Source organism: Bacillus sp. ISL-47, assembly GCF_018613175.1.
Classification (GTDB): Bacteria; Bacillota; Bacilli; order Bacillales; family Cytobacillaceae; genus Cytobacillus.
This window is the reverse complement of sequence record NZ_JAGGQS010000082.1, coordinates 1-17,955: the sequence shown is the minus strand read 5'-3', so window position 1 is coordinate 17,955 and position 17,955 is coordinate 1. Positions and strand designations below refer to the sequence as shown.

Below are 17,955 nucleotides of genomic sequence, written 5' to 3'. Positions count from 1 at the left end.
CGCGCAGTTTCCTTGCAGTTATGTTATCTAAGGAATTTTGATTGCCAGGCTTTATCAGGCAATAAAAAAACCTCTACCAGCAAGCGGTAAAGGTTTTTTAAAAACAAAAAGACCTTTACCCGAAACAGGCAAAGGTCTTGCTAACAACGGTAAGGTTGCCAACAAAGCCGGGAGCTCTTAACTCCGAAATGACGACTCTGCTGTAAAAGCTACTCCCCTTTAGGAGAAACTATTCAACTATTAATCTAATCATATTATATTCTGCTTAAGCTGTCAATTGTTACGCAAATCGGTAATAAATTAAAATGAACGCTGCAAGCACAAAGATAAAGTTAAGGAATACAAATACAAATTGGTCCGTCTTTGTTTTGTGCATCTTAATCGGCGGGTTGTAAAATGATACCCCTTCAATGATGAAAATAATCAGCACAATATGGATCATAAAATGTCCGATGACCTCTGTCATTCCAAACAGCATAGTCGTCGTAATAAAAATAACCGTTACAACAAAGCCGACAACACGGTTTAAGATTCCGACAACCAATAAATAACCCACTACAAATTCAATGAATGCAGCCATTACTACAAACGCGGCCGGTGCAAATCCAAATGTCGGAACACCATGATTGGCAACAATATCAAGTGACATGCCTGGATACACCCATTTTTCAACAGCCACCCAGCAAAGGGATAAACCTGTGCCTAAATACAGAAACGGAAAGCCAACCTTCTCAAGCTTTGTGCCGCCTACCAATAATACCCCGATAATTGCTACATAATAACCATAATCGAGCATATGGAAAATGCCATTATGAAGTGTTGCGTACACAAATAATCCTAATAAAAGAACTGCCGCTATCTTCGTGGAGATATGATGAGGGATTAACAAAAATCCGATGGCAGCCCAGGTCAGAATCATAGCCGTCATATTACTTAAATGGAACTCTGGCGCAAACAACGTACCGTTCGCGACCTGAATCATTAAAGCCGCCGCGGTTCCGTACTTCAGAATATGTCTGCTGTACTTCCGGAAACCAGAGAGCCAGTCATCAAGCTTTTTGATCTTTGCCCATTCCGTTGTTTTCGGAATCACTAATGTTAATAGTGCCAGCACAACCGCAGCGGTTAATGCTAATCCCATAAATAAAGGTGATAATATATTTTCAATGGTTTCCTTTTGCGGAACCACGTTTGTGAACCATTTCACATGAGCACTCGTAAAAAAAGGCGTCATTACAAGTCCAATTATTAAAAGAAGCTGGAATAATTTTTTCATGATGTCATTGCCTCCTGATGGCATTAAATTTACATTAACAATATAAGTACAGTATTAATATATAATACTTTTGGATGTTGGGGAGCTTTTAAAAATGAACATTATGTGAAAAATTTCACATAATGTGTGATACAATATCCCTCACGTTAAACTTCTTACACCGAATAAAAAACAGGCGAACACCTCTCGCCTGTTTCAGTCTTACTAGTTTTCTTTTTTCACAGCCGCCAAAACCGGCTTTTTCTCTTCGATCTTTTCTTCGTCTCCCACTAAGTCCTTCGCTGCGCTTTTGAACTCTGTTAACGTCCGGCCAAATGCCCGGCCAATTTCAGGAAGCTTGGATGGTCCAAAAATAATCAATGCAATGACTAAAACAAGAACTAATCCTGGTATTCCGATATTCGATATCATCTGCTCACCCCGTTTTTTAGTTTAAAACCTTTTTGCGTTTTTTCTCGAGCTGCTTCTCATGGGCACGGGCGTGGGCGCGATGACGATCTTCTTCCACCTCGGCAGTCATTTTCACACCCTGCGGCACTGATGAAGTTGATACTTGCTTCAGGCCTTCCTGACCTTTTTCTAAAACAAAGGAAGCTCTTGTTGAGATATCCGCACCCGGTTCTGTTACATAAGGAAGCACCCGATAATCCGTACGCCACTGATCTGACGTTACCTCACAGCGGACATAGCCACGGAAGTTATTAAAAAATTTAATATGGGGATTTTCTGCAAGCGTACGTTCCGTATCCGCTCTGACATCAGAACCGTTTCCGCCTGAAGTAATCGATGTTCCAACAAACTCGGCCCCGATCAGTTTGGAATCCGGTTCATTATAATTAGTAAGGAGATTGGATGCCCAGCTCGCATGAACGTCACCAGTCAGTACAATCAGGTTTCCCATTCTTTTTGCTGCAGCAAAATCTGTCAGGCGCTGGCGGGCGGCCGGGTAACCGTCCCAGGCATCCATGCTGAATCTCGGCGATGTGCTTGTCCCAAAATTCCGCTGTGCAAAAAACACCTGCTGAGCCAATACGTTCCAATGGGTACCCGAGCTGGCGAGATTATTTTCAACCCATTGTTCCTGCTCTTGTCCAAGAAGAGTGCGGCTCGGATCCAGCGACTCTGGCGTATGCGGTTTGCTGCCGTCCCCATTTGCCTGGTCATCACGATACTGGCGAGAATCAAGCACTAGGAATGAGGCAAGTTTGCCATAGGTGAATTCCCTGTATAGCTGCATACCCTCTCCATGCGGCATGGAAGATAAACGGAGCGGCATATGTTCATAGTAGGCCTGATATGCCGCTGCCCGGCGCTTGATAAATTCTTCAGCGGATTGCCCTTTTTCCGGGATGCCGGCAGCATAGTTGTTTTCAACTTCATGATCATCCCATGTAACAATCCAAGGAAAGGCTGCATGGGCTTCTTTCAGGTGAATATCAGACTTGTACTGTCCATAGCGGTTCCGGTAATCTTCCAGCGTCATAATTTCCGGACCGCTATGATCACGGACATTTCCCGTTGGAGAAATGTATTCTTTTGGCCCATATTCATATATGTAATCGCCCAGATGGAAAACTAAATCCAGATTTTCTCTCGCCATATGCTGATAGGCAGTAAAGTAGCCGTGCTCATATTGCTGGCAGGAAGCAAAAGCAAACGACAAGCTTGCCACGTCCGCACCGGCAGAAGGAAGCGTTTTTGTTTTGCCGATTGGGCTTAACTCATTGCCTGTTTTAAAACGATAAAAATAAATCGTGTTTGGCTTTAAGCCATCTGCTTCCACATGGACGGAATGGGCTAATTCCGGTACCGCAATTTCGGTTCCGCGCTTAACCATTTTGCGGAAATGCTCATCCTCAGCAAGCTCCCAGCTGACGGGAACAGCGTGATTAGGCATTCCTCCTCCATTAAGCGGATCCGGCGCAAGCCTTGTCCACAAAACCACACTATCTGAAAGAGGATCTCCTGAAGCAACGCCCAGCGTGAAAGGATACTTACTGAATTTAGGAGCAGCATCTACATTCAGATTTCCGGCTCCAAGCGACTGTGCCATCGCCAGGGCAAGCGAAAAGCCAGCAATCTTGCCTGCTCCCGAAAGAAAGCTGCGGCGGTCAATATCCTTCTTTAGGCTTTCCTCATTGAATTTCCTGATTAACTCATCAATCGATCTCTCATTTCTCAATTCCTTCACCTCTTTTATAATCTGGATTCACATTTGATTATAAAAGGCTTGTTTTAAAGAAATATGAAGATATGTAAAGAGAAGCCGTTGTATGTATGCCTATTTTAACAGGCCTTTTGTAAGAAATGGGTTCTGTGTTTTTCCAAAGATCCAGCACTCCACTTCCAAATACCTGTAAGCCTCCGGGCCATTCGCCCCTTCTTTCTTAACAATTTTTTCATAGAATATTAACGAATATTGTCAGAATTTTTTAGTTTACTAATCTGGAAACCATGGTTATGATAAATACAATCTATTAAAAAGGGGTGAGGAGTTGAAAAAATCCAGATTCATGCCGTTTGTGCTGCTGTCCATTTTCTTATCCTTCCTCATCACCCAATACCCCGGCGTCCATATTAACGGGATTCCTATGGACGAAAGCAAAGCCATAACCGTTTCCGAACTTGCGGAGAGCTTTCTTTTAAAGGATAATCCTAAGAAATATGTGTTCACACAGGATTCAGCCTCACTGGCACTCGGCAGTCTGGCGATCATCCTTTTCCTATATAGCGCGCTTCACATAATCGCCCGCAGAAAAAAAATCTTTTACACCCCCATTTTCTACGAGGCGAACTACATGACCCACACTCCTTAATTGTCCAAAAAACAATTAAAGGAGGAAAACGAAATGATGTGGATTCGATTCATAATGATTGGCTTGTTTTCATTAACAGCTTCCAGCCTGTTCTTTTATCAGGGAACGGAAATCTACCATGCCTTTGTGGAATACTTTAAACAAAAATAACATAATAGGCGCCCAGGAATTTCTCCGGGCGCTTTTTTGCTGCCTCAGGCCGAAAGTGAGGGGAGTTGATGATATATCCTTCATCTCCTCTTTTCTTTTCCCGCATACAATTGGATCCCTTCCGCTTTAATCGCAGCCTCGCTATAAAAAAAGCGCCCAGTCTGGTCTCAACCAGGCTGGGCGCTCTTCCTTATTGGGCTTTTGCATATTTATCGTCAATCTTCTTCTCAATCTTCTCAAGCTGACGGCGGTCCTTCAAAAGCTCTTCTTTATTTTCTTTTATCATTTCAAGCATTGATAACTTTTTCTTTTTCATGTTTGCTCACCTTCTCTCATGATGTCTATACAACTCTCGGGATGCTCTTTTGCATATTTTTCGACAAAATTCGGGTGGTACCTGGTACCTAAAATACAATTGTCTTATTCCCATGTACAATGACTCGATCTTCAACGTGCCATTCCACGGCCTGGGCGAGAACCCGCCTTTCGACGTGGCGGCCGGCGATTTTGAGGTCCTGTGCGGTGTGGCGATGGTTGACCCGCTGCACATCCTGCTCGATGATTGGTCCCTCATCCAAATCATTTGTTACATAATGGGCTGTTGCCCCAATCAGCTTGACTCCGCGGTTAAACGCCCTTGCATAAGGATTGGCTCCCACGAAGGCAGGCAGGAAACTATGATGGATGTTGATAATCTTGTTCGGATACTTGGATATAAAGCTTGGCGAAAGAATTTGCATATATCTCGCCAGAACAATGAAATCGGCTTTCCCATCCAGCAGCTCTACCGCCTTTTGCTCAGCTTCGGCTTTTGTATCAGGCGTAATCGGAATGTGATAATAAGGAATTCCGTAGCCCTCCACAACTTCCTTCAGATCAGGGTGATTGCTGATCACCAGAGGAATCTCCACCTCAAGCTCGTTTGACTTCCAGCGCCAAATCAGCTCCAGCAGGCAATGGTCCATCTTTGAAACAAAGATCGCCATCCGCTTGCGTTCACCCTTGCCGCTCAGTTTCCACTCCATCGAGTATTCCTTAGCCATCTCTGGCAAATCCTCTTTCAATTTTGGGAATGATTCATCAAAATCATTCATATCAAATTCAATCCGCATGAAAAAGATGCCTGCCAGCGGATCGGTTGTATGCTGATCAAAATGGACAATATTCGCTTTATGCTCCAATAGGAAATTGGATACCGTTGAAATAATGCCTGGCCTTTCCGGACAGGATATCAGCAAAGTCGCCCGGTTTGCATTAATATTCATATTCATATTGAGTTCCTCCATCCGCATTTCTGGAAACAAGCTGCCAAACACAAAAAGGACAGACAGGGGCAGCTTCTTCCTCCCCCTTCTCTGTCCTTTTACCTGAGAGTTTAACCCCTTTGGTGTCGCATCATACATGCGCGCTCTCCAGAGATGCGTCCCGCTGCGGTTCTGTCTACCTGAGAGATTTGCTTCAAGGGTCTTTTTGAAGCTTGCTCCTTCGGTGGCCTCATCGTTGCTCTCTCCCGCAGCCGTCATTCGCTCAATAATTTTTGTTATTTTCAGAATACTACGGTATTTTAAAAGTGTCAACCGTTCTGCGTTTCTTTCACAAAATTGCCACAAATTCAATTAGTCTATTTTTCTTTTCAAAATCCCTGGATTCGGTCCGGGATCTTTCTTATAGTGGCTAATAAAATAACTTCATGCAATCTCTTTTACCTTTCCGTTTAACAGAAAAAAGCCTGAAGACAAATGTCTGCAAGCTTTTTCACCTATACAGCTGCTTTCGGCTTAGGCGCCTTCTTCTGCCAGGCAACTGTGATAAATAAAGTAACTAACAATAAAGCTAACCCTAAAACAAACGGATACGAGATCCGGACATCATAAAGCACGCCGGCAATCGTTGGGCCAAGCACGTTTCCAATGCTCATATAAGCATTATTCATGCCCATCGCAAATCCCTGTTCATTACCGGCCATTTTTGAAATAAGCGTTGTTAAAACCGGACGCAGGATGGATGTCGCCAGGAAAATAATAAGCGAAATGACAAAGAAAATGGCATAACTGCCTGCAAACAGCGACACAAGGAAGCCAAACGCCGCGACTGCCAAAAAGATATTCAGCACCTTTCCCTCTCCATACTTGCTGACAACCCGATCCACGACAAAAAGCTGGACAATTACACTTATAATCCCTGTTGAGGTAACCATAATGGCAATCTCCTGCGGAGTAGCACCAAACTGGTTATCAAGATAAAGTCCCAGAACCGATTCATATGCCATCAGACCGAAGCTCATCACCAATGTAATGACAAGCGGAATAAAGTAAGGCTTCCTAACGGACATTGCCAGCTTCTTGACCATTGGTTCCTCTTCAGGCATTTCGTCCGCAGAAGGCTGCTGCAATGTGCTGCTTTCTTCAAGGAGCACAATGGAAAAGATAACAGCCGCTAAGGATACAAGCGCTGAAATCAGAAATGGCATTTTTAAACCGAAATCTGCCAAAAATCCGCCAATTCCAGGCCCAACGACAATACCAAGTGACATCGCAGCTGAGACAAGGCCATTCCCTTTTGCCCGCTGCTCCATGGTTGTAATATCAGCAATGTATGCAAAAATAGCAGGAATCAGCAAAGCCGCCCCAATTCCTCCGATTACACGTGAAAAGTAAAGCAGCCAAATCGAATCTACTGCATAAAAGACCAGCATGGATAATGTCAAACCTGCTAATCCGTATATAATCATTTTTCTGCGACCGTACTGGTCAGCCCATTTCCCCGCAATTGGAGAAAAAATCAGCTGGGCACCCGCAAAAATAGCAATCATCAGGCCTGCTGCCGTTCCTCCCTGATTAATGGATTCCAAATAAGCAGGCAAAATCGGAATAATAATTCCAAAGCTTCCGATGGCAATAAACATATTAATCATTAACATGTACATCTTTTTTCTTTGTTCTCCTGTCACAGCGGATACCCCTCCCTCTATATGTGAAAATTTTACAATTCTATTTTTGGCACGCTCACTAGCTTATAATGGGACAGCCAGCTTTGTCAAAGGAAAAATAAGAGAAACTCCAGCATGTCACTGGAGTTCCTTTTCATCAGCTTTTAAATTTGTCTGGAAACTGCTTCACGATCGCGTCACTAATCGCATCTGCCATGATAATAATATGTGAAACCCCTTCATCAATCGATACAATTCTTGCATCCCAATCCTTTACCAAGCTTGCTGATAAATCATTTGTTACCAATTCCAAATGCATATACAGCAGTTTTTTCACGTCTTCATTTTTCAAATTAAGGTTGGCACGGCTTAGGAAAGCTGCGATATCATCAGCATTCCTATGCCAATCTTTGTTCAGCTGGTTCACCTTTGCTCCCTGCCCGCTCTTGGCTGCTTCCACAATATCACCGGCAATGATGATATGCTCTTTAAGCAGCTCTGTCAGCTTATTCCCTGCAGCTTCTCCATAATAAGGCTTAATGGAATTCCCAATATCCTCCTGATTTTTCAGCAGCCGCGCCAGTACCTGCTTCTGATCCTCCGCACCTGCAGTTGTTGCACTTGTAATATAATTGCTTGTCCACATTACATGGTCAACCCAAAGTCTTCTGAACTCATTTTCAAACTTTACCTCGGATTGGCTGATACATGGCTTCTGGGCTGCAGCACTGATTGGCGATGCCACCATGTTTAACGGCAGCAGCAGCATTAATCCTATAACCCATAATTTCTTCATCACTTTACCCCTTCCAAAATTGAAAAAGTTTCCTTTTTATTTTGGATATTTGAGTCATTTTCATTCTTTTATTTTTGAAAAAATGATTCTCAATTTTTTCAATCAAACGTTTGATTTATTTAGCATAACCCTCTGGAATTTCTATACTTTTCTGCAACAATGGCTTATTTGGACACTGATTCAGCTAAAAATACCCTATGACAAAGGGGATAGTGAACTTCTTATTTACAGATTTTTAATTTTATTTGCAGCTTGAAACCATTCTAATTTACCTGGATTTCAAGTTGCCCCATTCCATTAAAAAAAGAGCACCCGTCTTCCGGCCGGGCACTCCTTTTTGCATAAGACCTCTATTTACCTACAGATTTTCATTTTTTAACGCTCCGAATTATCGCTGGTGAATAAATTCGGCTCAAATTATCCACTCCGCGTTTTGGCTGCTTGCTCTGCATCTATGCTGCTAAAGCTTCAAACTGCCGCCACTGCAGCAAAAAACTCTTCATATAGCGCCTGGACCGCACGTTTCTCATCCACGGCCTTCACGCCGAACATCATGCTCACTTCAGAGGAACCCTGGTTGATCATTTCCATGTTCACCTTTGCTTTAGCGAGCGCTTTAGAGGCTCTCGCCATGGTTCCAATGTTTTGGCGCATCCCTTCACCTACTACCATAATAAGCGAAAGGCTGTGCTGAACCTTCACCTCATCAGCATGAAGCTCATTTTTTATGCGCCACAGAATGTCTTCCTCCATGCCATCCTTGAACTGATTTTCCCGCAGGATGATCGAGATGTCATCAATTCCTGATGGTGTATGTTCATAGCTGAGACCAAATTCTTCAAAAATCGTTAAAAGTTTGCGTCCGAATCCGACTTCGCGGTTCATCAAGTATTTGCCGACATAAATGCTGCAGAATCCCTGGTCACTGGCAATTCCAATGACTGGTCCGTTAGTGTTGTCCCGCTCGTTCACAATTCGTGTTCCTGGCGCTGCTGGGTTATTCGTGTTCTTAATCTGAACAGGAATTCCCGCCCTGAAAGCTGGTACAAGCGCTTCGTCATGCAGTACTGTAAAGCCGGCATAGGAAAGCTCCCGCATTTCCCGGTAGGTGAGCTCTTTGATCTCCTTTGGCTGCTCGACAATATATGGATTAACGGAGTAAACTGCATCCACATCTGTGAAGTTTTCATACAGATCGGCCTTTGTGGCATTCGCCAGGATGGATCCGGTCACATCCGATCCGCTTCTCGAAAATGTGAATACCTCCCCATCCCGGCTGTAGCCAAAGAATCCTGGGAAAACTAAAACACCGTCCTGTTCCCGTAACCTGTAAAGATTTCCATATGCTTCTGGAAGAACCTGTGCATTACCCGGCTCTGGACTGACGAGCAGGCCTGCCTCTTTCGGGTTTACATATCTGGCTTCCACTCCCTGCTGCTGAAAATAAGCTGCCACCAGCTTGGCATTATTATCCTCGCCGCTCGCTTTCACAAGGTCCATGAATACTTCAGGATTGCTTTTATCATATTCGAGCCTTTCAAAAAGATCCTTCTTGATTATTTCTATAATGTCAGAAGCCAGACCCAATTCGTCAGCCATTTGGCTGTACCGTTCCAGCACGGCTTCCGCCAATTCGCCTGCTTCTTTTCCCTGCAGCAGTTTTTCCGCGCAAGCAATTAATAGATCTGTAACCTTATGATCCTCTGAAAATCGCTTTCCTGGAGCCGATACCACGACCACCTTCCGCTCTGGATCAGCATTCACTATGTTAAAAACCTTCTCGATTTGCTTTCCGGATGCTAAAGAGGATCCTCCAAACTTCACGACTTTCATTCTGACATCTCCTAATCTCTGAAAATTTAATCTTTATTTTACTCCTATCCTGAAAATAATCAAGAGGTTTTTCTACCTACGGAGGACATCTGTTTTTTATAAAAATACACATTTTTATATCAATATATTAAAAATACACAATCAATAGCTTTAAACACCTGATTTTTACTTTTTTACAATAACATAGGAAAACGCTTTCATTTTTAATCTTTTTTCATAAAGAAAAGGAAGATGCTCTCATCGCATCTTCCTCTCCAGTATTAACGATATTCCTTAACCCTTTCCCCTGCCGTTGTCATCCACTCAAACTGGCGGAGCTTCAGTTCAAACAGGGTGAGCGGATCGCGATAAATCTCAGGATTCTTGCGCATCTCGCTTAATGATTCTTTATTTCCTTCAATCTCTACATGTGTTTCTTCAACCGTTTTATTCAGCACATCGAATGGGTTCCGGAAGAACATCTTAATATCCCGTCCAATCGACTTCTCGAATAATTCGAATTGCTGCATAAACTTATCTGTAATCGATTCAGCGATCTCGCTGTAATCCTCATTCTCGATATACTGCTTGTATTTATTATGGAGCATTCCTTTATTTTGCGGAATTGCCCCAAGCAGCTTGCCTGCGCTTTTCAGCAGGAATTGCGATGGCGAGAAGCGATTCAGAATATTGACCTTCTCCAGCTGGACGCTTCCCCTTGTCATGCGGTCTGCGTCCCGGCGCCAGTCATCAAGCACCTTAAAGTCGCAATCCAGCTCAACTTTTTCCTCGCTGTACAGCTCATTAAAGCTTTCGCTCATTTCATTCAGATATGCCTGGCTATCCTTGAACTCGCCTTCGCTTTCCGCAATCCAATCCTGTATGGAAACATGGAAGTCCGGCAGCACCGTCTCATCAATATAATCCTGGATTCGTTTATTCATTTCGTCATTAAGCACATCATGAATTTTACCAAAATCGCTGTCTTCGGTAACCAATTCAGAGCTATTGCGCAGCAGCTCAGGAATCTTTTTCTCTAAATCCAGTCTCATATCATCTTTAATTTTGCTGTAAGACTTTTTAATGGTCCGTTCTTTCTCTTCTTCCATATCACTAAGCTGATTGATGGCTCCAGTAAGCTTGGTAACCATTTCTTCATTCCATTTGATCGTATCAATCAAGCTATTTTCCATTTCCACGCGCTTCTCAAGCAGGAACTTAATGGATTTCTTGATATAATAAAGTACTTTGGCTGTACGTTTCTCTCTCAGATTTCTTCCGTCCATCATCGACCGGATAAAGGCAGATAACTCATCTAGCTGGCTTTTGCTCTCATAATGGGTAGAGAATGCGAACACCTTGGCATTCGGGAAATACGTATTGATCCTTGAAGCAGTGTCCTCGACCAGTTCTCTTGCATCCTGTCCGTTTGGAACCCGATCCATTTTGCTGAGAAGGAAATGGATTGGAAGTTCCGGAGCCTGTTCCCTCATTCTCACGACCATATCAAGCTCTTTATCCGTCAGCGGCGAATCCGCATTCAGGACAAACAGCATGCTGTCTGCCAAATGCAGATATTGAAACGCACCATTTCGGAATTTGCTCTGCCCAGCCAGTCCCGGAGTGTCAATGAGGGCTAGCCTATTTTCCTGTAAAAAGGAGATCGGCATTTTGCAGCGAATGAGCGTATGCTGGCTTTTTTCCGCACTTTGCCTAAAATCCTCCAAATCGGAAATGCTCCTCACATCTTCATCTGTTATCGCATGGATTTCCGCTTCATCGGCATCCTTGAAAAGCACTGATGCTGCGGTCGCATCGCCCATTAGCTCTTCTCCAAGCAGGGTGTTTACAAATGAAGACTTTCCATTTGAAGCTGCACCTGCAATCAGCAGGTGGTTGGCATCCAAGTCCAAAAGCTCACGGACCATCCATTCGAACCTTTCGCCCATTAAGACGCCTTTCGCCTTCGCCCACTTCATAACCGTTTCAAATAGCTTAAATCCTTCCTCCATTCCATCCTGATAACGGACAGACTTGCTTACAAGGCTTTCCGCCTCACTGACAGCAGAAGCGTCAATATTGGAAGGGAAAATCTCGCTCCACGCGAGCACAGCTGCTGCAGAAATCAGCGTGTGTGACGGCGCTGCAATTTTTACCCAGTTAGATAAATGGTTCGGTATCAAATGACATAATTCTCTGATTAAATGCTTGCCGTTTATTAATTCAAAATAAGTATCCTTATAGAGTTCTGAAAGCTGCTGCCATGTATGGGAACGTCCCGGTTCCATGTTCAGCAGTAAATGATTAAACTCCTTAAGCCATGAAAAATATAAATCATTCTGCTTATAGCTATTCCACAGTGCTGCTGATAGGCTTTCAAATCGTGCCTGGTCTGCTTTAAACAAAGCAGCCAATGCTTCGCTGAAATAGTTTGGCTCTATTTTAGCCGTACGCCCCTGCTCCACATAGGAATACAGAACCTCAAACCAGGACAATGATTCTGTGCGGATTGCTTCATTAACAGCCAGCTCAACCGCATTGCCCCAATCGCTGTGCTCTTCAAAGAAGCCTCGCGCCATATCGGTCACATCCGGATAATCCGGATTTAAATGAACCGCATTTTTAATGGAATCAACCGCCATTTCGAGCTTGCCGCGCTGTATGTACAGTGAAAACAGCTGCAGAAGCACTTCCGTTTTTAACACATCGGAATCCGTTTCAATTGCTTTATAAAAGTCCTCTGCATTTGAAAGCAGATCCAGCTCAAAGTAGGCATCCGCCATATTCTTCTGTGCCCATGGCCCCAATTCATTCGGGATGTTTTCCCATTTAAAAATAGCCGCTTCATAGTCTTTGTTAAGGAAATAAACCTCTCCCTGTGCAAAGCGGATATATGTTAAATCGGGCACTTCGTTCTGCTGCTCAGCCACATACATCTCACCCAAAACCCTGATTGGATGCACATTTTCATTGCCTTCCATGAAGGTCTGATAATAGGATTTATTGATTAGCTGCTTCTCTAATGTCATCTTGATCCCCCGCAGTGCTATTTTAAAAGTGTGCCTACCGGCAGCCAGCTTTTAAAAGATTTTTTATTAAAAAAACGCAGAATGCGCCAATTTTCACTATTTATCCTTATATTGTAACAAAAATCTTTCTGCATAAAATTTCATTTTCCTATCATTTTTGATACATTCTTGTATTTCTGTGTAACATCTTTAATAGTCAAAAGATATCTTCCTATTTAAATACCACTCTATAAAAAATAAAAACTGGCTGACAGAAATATATATTCCTGCCTGCCCGTTTTCATTCTAATTATGATACTTGCTGTGGCCGGATGTCTGCCCGCCTTTTGCCATGGAGAATGGTAACGATCATTCCTATAATCAAGAACACACTTGAAATTTGGAAAAGCGCTGCTGTTTCCACAAATTGTGCCAGAACACCAAATACAAGCCCGCTCAAGCCGATCCCAAGGTCGATCGATGAAAAGAACATCCCATTCGCCACCCCGCGGCGGTTAGGCGGCGTCATGGAAAGTGTCCATGACTGAAGAGTTGGGATAAGGGAACCAAACCCGACCCCAAACAGGATTCCGCTAATGATGATGAACAAATTCGAATGGGCAAACGAAAGCACCCACATGCCGATGAAAGTCAGGAACGTACAAAGCAGCACGAGCCCTTTAGCTCCCCGCTGATCAAACCACTTACCGGCAACTGGGCGCGACAGCGAAGCCATTATCGCGTTGAATAAGTAAAATAGAAAAATCTGATCTATGCCCCGTTCTTCTCCAAAAATCACAATAAATGTGACAATCGATCCATATCCGAACGTCACAATGATTGTTATGAAAGCAGGGAACCAGCTTGATTTTTCCACTAAAGATCCTAAGTAAGAAAACTTGAGATCCTCTTTGCGCGTCTTCTGAACAGCTTCCGGTGTATGGTATTGAACAATTGCCAGGAGCACAATTGCGATTACGCCAAGAACACTCGAGATGTAAATAAGATTCGTAAACGAGGTAATCTGGTACAAATAAATCCCAAGGCTTGGCGCAATAATCATCCCGATTGTAACAGACAGGCCATAATAGCCCATTCCCTCGCCAAGGCGGGAATTCGGCACCACATCAACGGCAGCCGTTCCATTAACCGTTGTCGACCAGCCCCATGCCAGCCCGTGAATGAACCGGAACATCAGGAAAATCACAACAACACTCGACAGCGGATAAACGATTGTAATCGCCAGCAGCGCGACTGCACCGATCAGGACGAGCGGCTTCCTCGCTCTATACTCCAGCATGAATCCGATAAACGGCCGGCTCAAAACCGCGCCAATCGAAAACAGTGCCGTCACCAGCCCAATCTCAAGGCCCGAAGCCCCGATCGACTTAATATATGGAGGCAAAGTCGGAATCAGCATCTGAAACGACATAAACACAAACAAATTCCCGACCATCAGCATAACAAAAGACTTCGTCCACAAAGTCTCCTTTACTGCCTTATTCAAATGAAATCCCTTCTTTCCTTTATTCGTAAAAAAATCTTGGATGAGAAGATTTTAGCAGATTGATATTTCGCATCACTAAATGCTAACACAACTGGCATGAAAAAGGAACGGGATTTACCGCCGCTGGCTGATTCGTTGATATATTTCATTTTTCGTTGATATATCGGGAAATTCTTTGATATATTCATATTTTCGTTGATAAAATAAGTCAAATGCAATTTATTAGGTTGCTAAGCATCATATACTCCGCATAAGGCAACAAAATCTGTATATTCATTCGAGGTTTCAGACAAAAAAAGGCTTTTTAGCTCATATTCTCCCCAAAGAACCAGAATGTCGCAAATAAATTCATACTTGCTGCCCTAAAACAAGAAGGCCGCACTTAACTGTACGTTTTCGCTAATAAAATCAGGGTTTGTTATTCATCCCTTAACAAAATCCATAGACAAAGGAAGTGCCCTCGCCATGAAAGACTTTCTCTCCAGCATTCTGCTGATCTGCGGCTGGTTTTTACTATTTTTGTTCATTTTTACTTCATTTGCTTCCCTTGGCTGGGCGACCGGCTTTCTTTTTGCCTCCATCTTTCTTGCAGCTGGAACCGGATGTCTATTTCTATCCAAAAAACTAGACAAGGAATGACCAAGATACCGTAACAAGAACTGATACCTGCTTTTTTTGGAGCTGTCAAAAATGTAAGCAGGCCCATCAAAATTCGTCTCGCCTTCGCCCTCACCAATTAACTCCGCTTCCACCAAAAGAAAAAGGGAGCTAAGTTCGCCCCCTTTGCCATCATCCCTGAAAACTGCTTGTTTCCAGTGCTCTCTGCAAGAATTGCAGTGTTCTTTGTATAATAAGCTCCTGATCGTTATCAAGGGTCGCCACGTGGTAGCTGTTCTCCATCGTTACCAGCTCCTTGGCGCCAGATTTGATGCTGCTATAAATATCCTGTGAATTGGACGGCGGCACGACATGGTCCTCTTTTGATACAAAAATAAGCGCCGGGCAAGTAATTTTGCTTAAATCAGCTTTCACCTTACTCATTAGGACTGTGATTTCCCCAAGCGATTTTACAGGCGTTTTTTCATAGGCCAGTTCGTTTACATCGGGATTTTTAATATCAGAGCCTATAGCATCAAGGAATCTAACATCCTTAAAATTCGCTGCTTCAGCCATATCCGGAATCTCGATTGCAGCATTAATCGGGATGATCCCCTTAATCTCAGGATATTTTTCTGCCATATACAATGTCAGCGTTCCTCCCATCGACAATCCGGTCACAAAAATCATGCTGCATCGCTTCTTCAGCCACTCATATCCCTCTTCAACCGAATCAATCCAGTCCTGGAAAGTCGTCGTTTCCATTTCCTCATAATGGGTGCCATGCCCCTTCAGCCTTGGTCCGCAAACCGTATACCCTTCCTTTGCATAGGCCTCACCAAGCGGGCGCATGCTCTGGGTTGAACCGGTAAAGCCATGGGATACTAAAATCCCAATTTCATTTCCTTCAAAATAAAAAGGCTCTGCCCCTTCTAAAACCGGATACTTTTCCGCCATGCTCCTACCTCCATCCAATAAAGTTATTTCCTATTAATAACTATTCTTTTTACGGCAAGCATCACCTGCTTTTTTGAAAGAATTTAACATTTTCGTAAAACTTCGCGACGTGATGTCATAAAAACTTTTTTTCCGGCAACGTCTTGTTTATAATAGATAGAATGAATAATGCATTGGATAGTTTTGGCTCAAAACCGCTTTTTAAGGGAATAACTGTCTATAAAAGAGGGTTCAGATTATCGATCTGCAGCGTCTGCGTGCAAACCAAAACCACTCTGCGGAAAACCGCCGCTAAGGGAAGTTTCGCTTTATTTTCCTTCAAGATATAATTAAAATAAGTACTAACTACATAAACAGAAAGGCTGATACCGGTTTGGAACAAAATTCAAATTTTATTCGAACGATTATTAAAGAGGACCTGGAGTCGGGAAAACATAAAGAAATCACTACCCGCTTCCCGCCTGAGCCGAACGGTTATCTTCATATCGGACATGCCAAATCGATTGTCATCAACTTCGGCCTGGCAGATGATTTTAACGGCAAAACGAATCTGCGCTTTGATGATACGAACCCGTTAAAGGAAGATCAGGAATACGTTGACGCAATTAAAGAGGATGTTAAATGGCTTGGCTATGAATGGGAGGAGCTTCGCTATGCTTCCAACTACTTCGAAGAAATGTACAACCGCGCTGTTCTATTAATCAAAAAAGGAAAAGCCTATGTGGATGACTTGAGCCAGGAGGAAATCCGCCAATACCGCGGAACGCTGACAGAGCCTGGAAAAGAAAGCCCATTCCGCAGTCGTTCAGTTGAGGAAAATCTTGATTTATTTGATCGCATGCGGGGAGGCGAATTCGAAAACGGAGCGAAGGTTCTCAGAGCCAAGATTGATATGTCATCACCGAACCTGAATATGCGGGACCCGGTTATTTACCGTGTGTCACATGCGACTCACCATAACACAGGAGATACGTGGTGCATATACCCAATGTATGCTTTTGCGCACCCGCTTGAGGATGCAATCGAAGGTGTAACCCACTCTTTATGTACGACTGAGTTTGAAGATCAGCGCCCTCTATACAACTGGGTTGTCGCAGAGTGCGAAATGGAAAACACTCCGCAGCAAATCGAATTCGGCCGCCTGAACATTACGAATACGGTTATGAGTAAAAGAAAGCTGAAGCAGCTAGTGGACGAGAAATACGTTGATGGGTGGGATGACCCGCGGATGCCGACGATTTCCGGTTTAAGACGCAAAGGCTACACACCTGAAGCCATCCGCGAGTTTGTAAAAGAAACAGGCGTTTCAAAAGGATCCGGCGTTGTAGACGAAGCGATGCTTGAGCATTTTGTCCGTGAAGACCTTAAGCTAAAGGCACCTCGTACAATGGGCGTCCTTCGCCCTTTAAAGGTTATTATTACAAACTATCCTGAGGACCAGACGGAAATGCTTGATGCCGAAATTAATCCGGAGAATCCGGAAATGGGATCACGCCAAATCCCGTTTTCCAGAGAAATCTATGTTGAGCAGGATGACTTCATGGAAGATCCGCCGAAGAAATACTTCCGCCTCTTCCCTGGCAACGAAGTCCGCTTAAAGCATGCTTACTTCATTAAATGCAATGATGTGATCAAGGATGAAGAAGGAAATGTTGTTGAGCTTCATTGTACGTATGATCCGGAAACAAAGAGCGGAACAGGCTTTACCGGCCGAAAAGTTAAAGGAACGCTTCACTGGGTGGATGCCAAGAGCGCTATTCCTGCTGACTTCCGTTTATATGAGCCATTAATTCTTGATGAAGATGCGGATAAAAACGCAGAAGCAGATACAGATGCCGCAGCTGAAAACGAAGCCGAAGGAAAGACATTCCTCGACTACGTGAATCCGAATTCACTTGAAATCGTCCAAGGCTTCATTGAGCCAAACATGAAAGACGTCAAGCCGCAGGATAAATTCCAATTTTTCCGCCACGGCTACTTCAACGTCGATCCAAAACACACAACACCGGATAAGCCTGTATTCAACCGGATTGTGTCGCTGAAAAGCTCTTTTAAATTGAAATAATAAGAAAAGCTTGAGGAGATATTAGACTGCCCTAGTCATTTG

General features: G+C 43.6%; 14 protein-coding genes and 1 riboswitch. Of the genes, 2 read left to right on the top strand and 12 right to left on the bottom strand.

Annotated elements, in window-relative coordinates; all coding sequences use genetic code 11:
• Positions 1 to 280 precede the first annotated feature (280 nt).
• The 3 genes from J7I93_RS23735 to J7I93_RS23725 form a co-directional block, all read right to left on the bottom strand.
• Positions 281 to 1,276, bottom strand: a complete 996-nt coding sequence (locus J7I93_RS23735; protein ID WP_214729185.1) for a hypothetical protein — start codon at positions 1,274 to 1,276, stop codon at positions 281 to 283.
• A gap of 204 nt (positions 1,277 to 1,480) precedes the next feature.
• Positions 1,481 to 1,687 (bottom strand): twin-arginine translocase TatA/TatE family subunit, encoded by a 207-nt coding sequence (locus J7I93_RS23730; protein ID WP_214729183.1) that lies wholly within the window; start codon positions 1,685 to 1,687, stop codon positions 1,481 to 1,483.
• 16 nt (positions 1,688 to 1,703) lie between these two features.
• The gene (locus tag J7I93_RS23725) at positions 1,704 to 3,458 is read right to left on the bottom strand and encodes an alkaline phosphatase D family protein (RefSeq protein WP_214729181.1); all 1,755 of its coding nucleotides are present in this window, start codon (positions 3,456 to 3,458) and stop codon (positions 1,704 to 1,706) included.
• A 313-nt stretch (positions 3,459 to 3,771) separates the two neighbouring features.
• Here J7I93_RS23725 and J7I93_RS23720 point away from each other — a divergent pair, with 313 nt between their 5' ends.
• Positions 3,772 to 4,092, top strand: coding sequence for a hypothetical protein (locus J7I93_RS23720; protein WP_214729179.1), 321 nt, complete (start codon positions 3,772 to 3,774; stop codon positions 4,090 to 4,092).
• Positions 4,093 to 4,432: 340 nt separating this feature from the next.
• Here the strand turns inward: J7I93_RS23720 and J7I93_RS23715 are convergent, their stop codons facing one another.
• The 9 genes from J7I93_RS23715 to J7I93_RS23675 form a co-directional block, all read right to left on the bottom strand.
• On the bottom strand, positions 4,433 to 4,558 hold the full coding sequence (locus J7I93_RS23715; protein WP_110067014.1) for an FbpB family small basic protein: 126 nt from the start codon (positions 4,556 to 4,558) through the stop codon (positions 4,433 to 4,435).
• Between the two features lie 88 nt (positions 4,559 to 4,646).
• Positions 4,647 to 5,513, bottom strand: coding sequence for a formyltetrahydrofolate deformylase (gene purU, locus J7I93_RS23710; protein ID WP_214729213.1), 867 nt, complete (start codon positions 5,511 to 5,513; stop codon positions 4,647 to 4,649).
• Positions 5,514 to 5,663: 150 nt separating this feature from the next.
• A riboswitch (glycine riboswitch) is annotated at positions 5,664 to 5,765 on the bottom strand.
• 236 nt (positions 5,766 to 6,001) lie between these two features.
• Positions 6,002 to 7,192 (bottom strand): MFS transporter, encoded by a 1,191-nt coding sequence (locus J7I93_RS23705; RefSeq protein ID WP_214729176.1) that lies wholly within the window; start codon positions 7,190 to 7,192, stop codon positions 6,002 to 6,004.
• 136 nt (positions 7,193 to 7,328) lie between these two features.
• Entirely contained in the window at positions 7,329 to 7,967 is a 639-nt protein-coding gene (locus J7I93_RS23700) for a glycosyltransferase (protein ID WP_214729174.1), read from the bottom strand.
• A gap of 468 nt (positions 7,968 to 8,435) precedes the next feature.
• Complete coding sequence (locus J7I93_RS23695; protein ID WP_214729172.1) at positions 8,436 to 9,800, bottom strand: aspartate kinase; 1,365 nt, start codon at positions 9,798 to 9,800, stop codon at positions 8,436 to 8,438.
• A gap of 260 nt (positions 9,801 to 10,060) precedes the next feature.
• Positions 10,061 to 12,808, bottom strand: coding sequence for a dynamin family protein (locus J7I93_RS23690; RefSeq protein WP_214729170.1), 2,748 nt, complete (start codon positions 12,806 to 12,808; stop codon positions 10,061 to 10,063).
• 289 nt (positions 12,809 to 13,097) lie between these two features.
• Positions 13,098 to 14,249, bottom strand: coding sequence for an MFS transporter (locus J7I93_RS23685; RefSeq protein ID WP_214729211.1), 1,152 nt, complete (start codon positions 14,247 to 14,249; stop codon positions 13,098 to 13,100).
• A gap of 467 nt (positions 14,250 to 14,716) precedes the next feature.
• A complete protein-coding gene (locus J7I93_RS23680) occupies positions 14,717 to 14,950 on the bottom strand; it encodes a hypothetical protein (protein ID WP_214729168.1) in 234 nt (77 codons plus the stop codon).
• A 133-nt stretch (positions 14,951 to 15,083) separates the two neighbouring features.
• The gene (locus J7I93_RS23675; RefSeq protein WP_214729166.1) at positions 15,084 to 15,848 is read right to left on the bottom strand and encodes an alpha/beta hydrolase; all 765 of its coding nucleotides are present in this window, start codon (positions 15,846 to 15,848) and stop codon (positions 15,084 to 15,086) included.
• A gap of 373 nt (positions 15,849 to 16,221) precedes the next feature.
• Here J7I93_RS23675 and J7I93_RS23670 point away from each other — a divergent pair, with 373 nt between their 5' ends.
• Positions 16,222 to 17,913, top strand: coding sequence for a glutamine--tRNA ligase/YqeY domain fusion protein (locus J7I93_RS23670; RefSeq protein WP_214729164.1), 1,692 nt, complete (start codon positions 16,222 to 16,224; stop codon positions 17,911 to 17,913).
• The last annotated feature ends 42 nt before the right edge of the window (positions 17,914 to 17,955 follow it).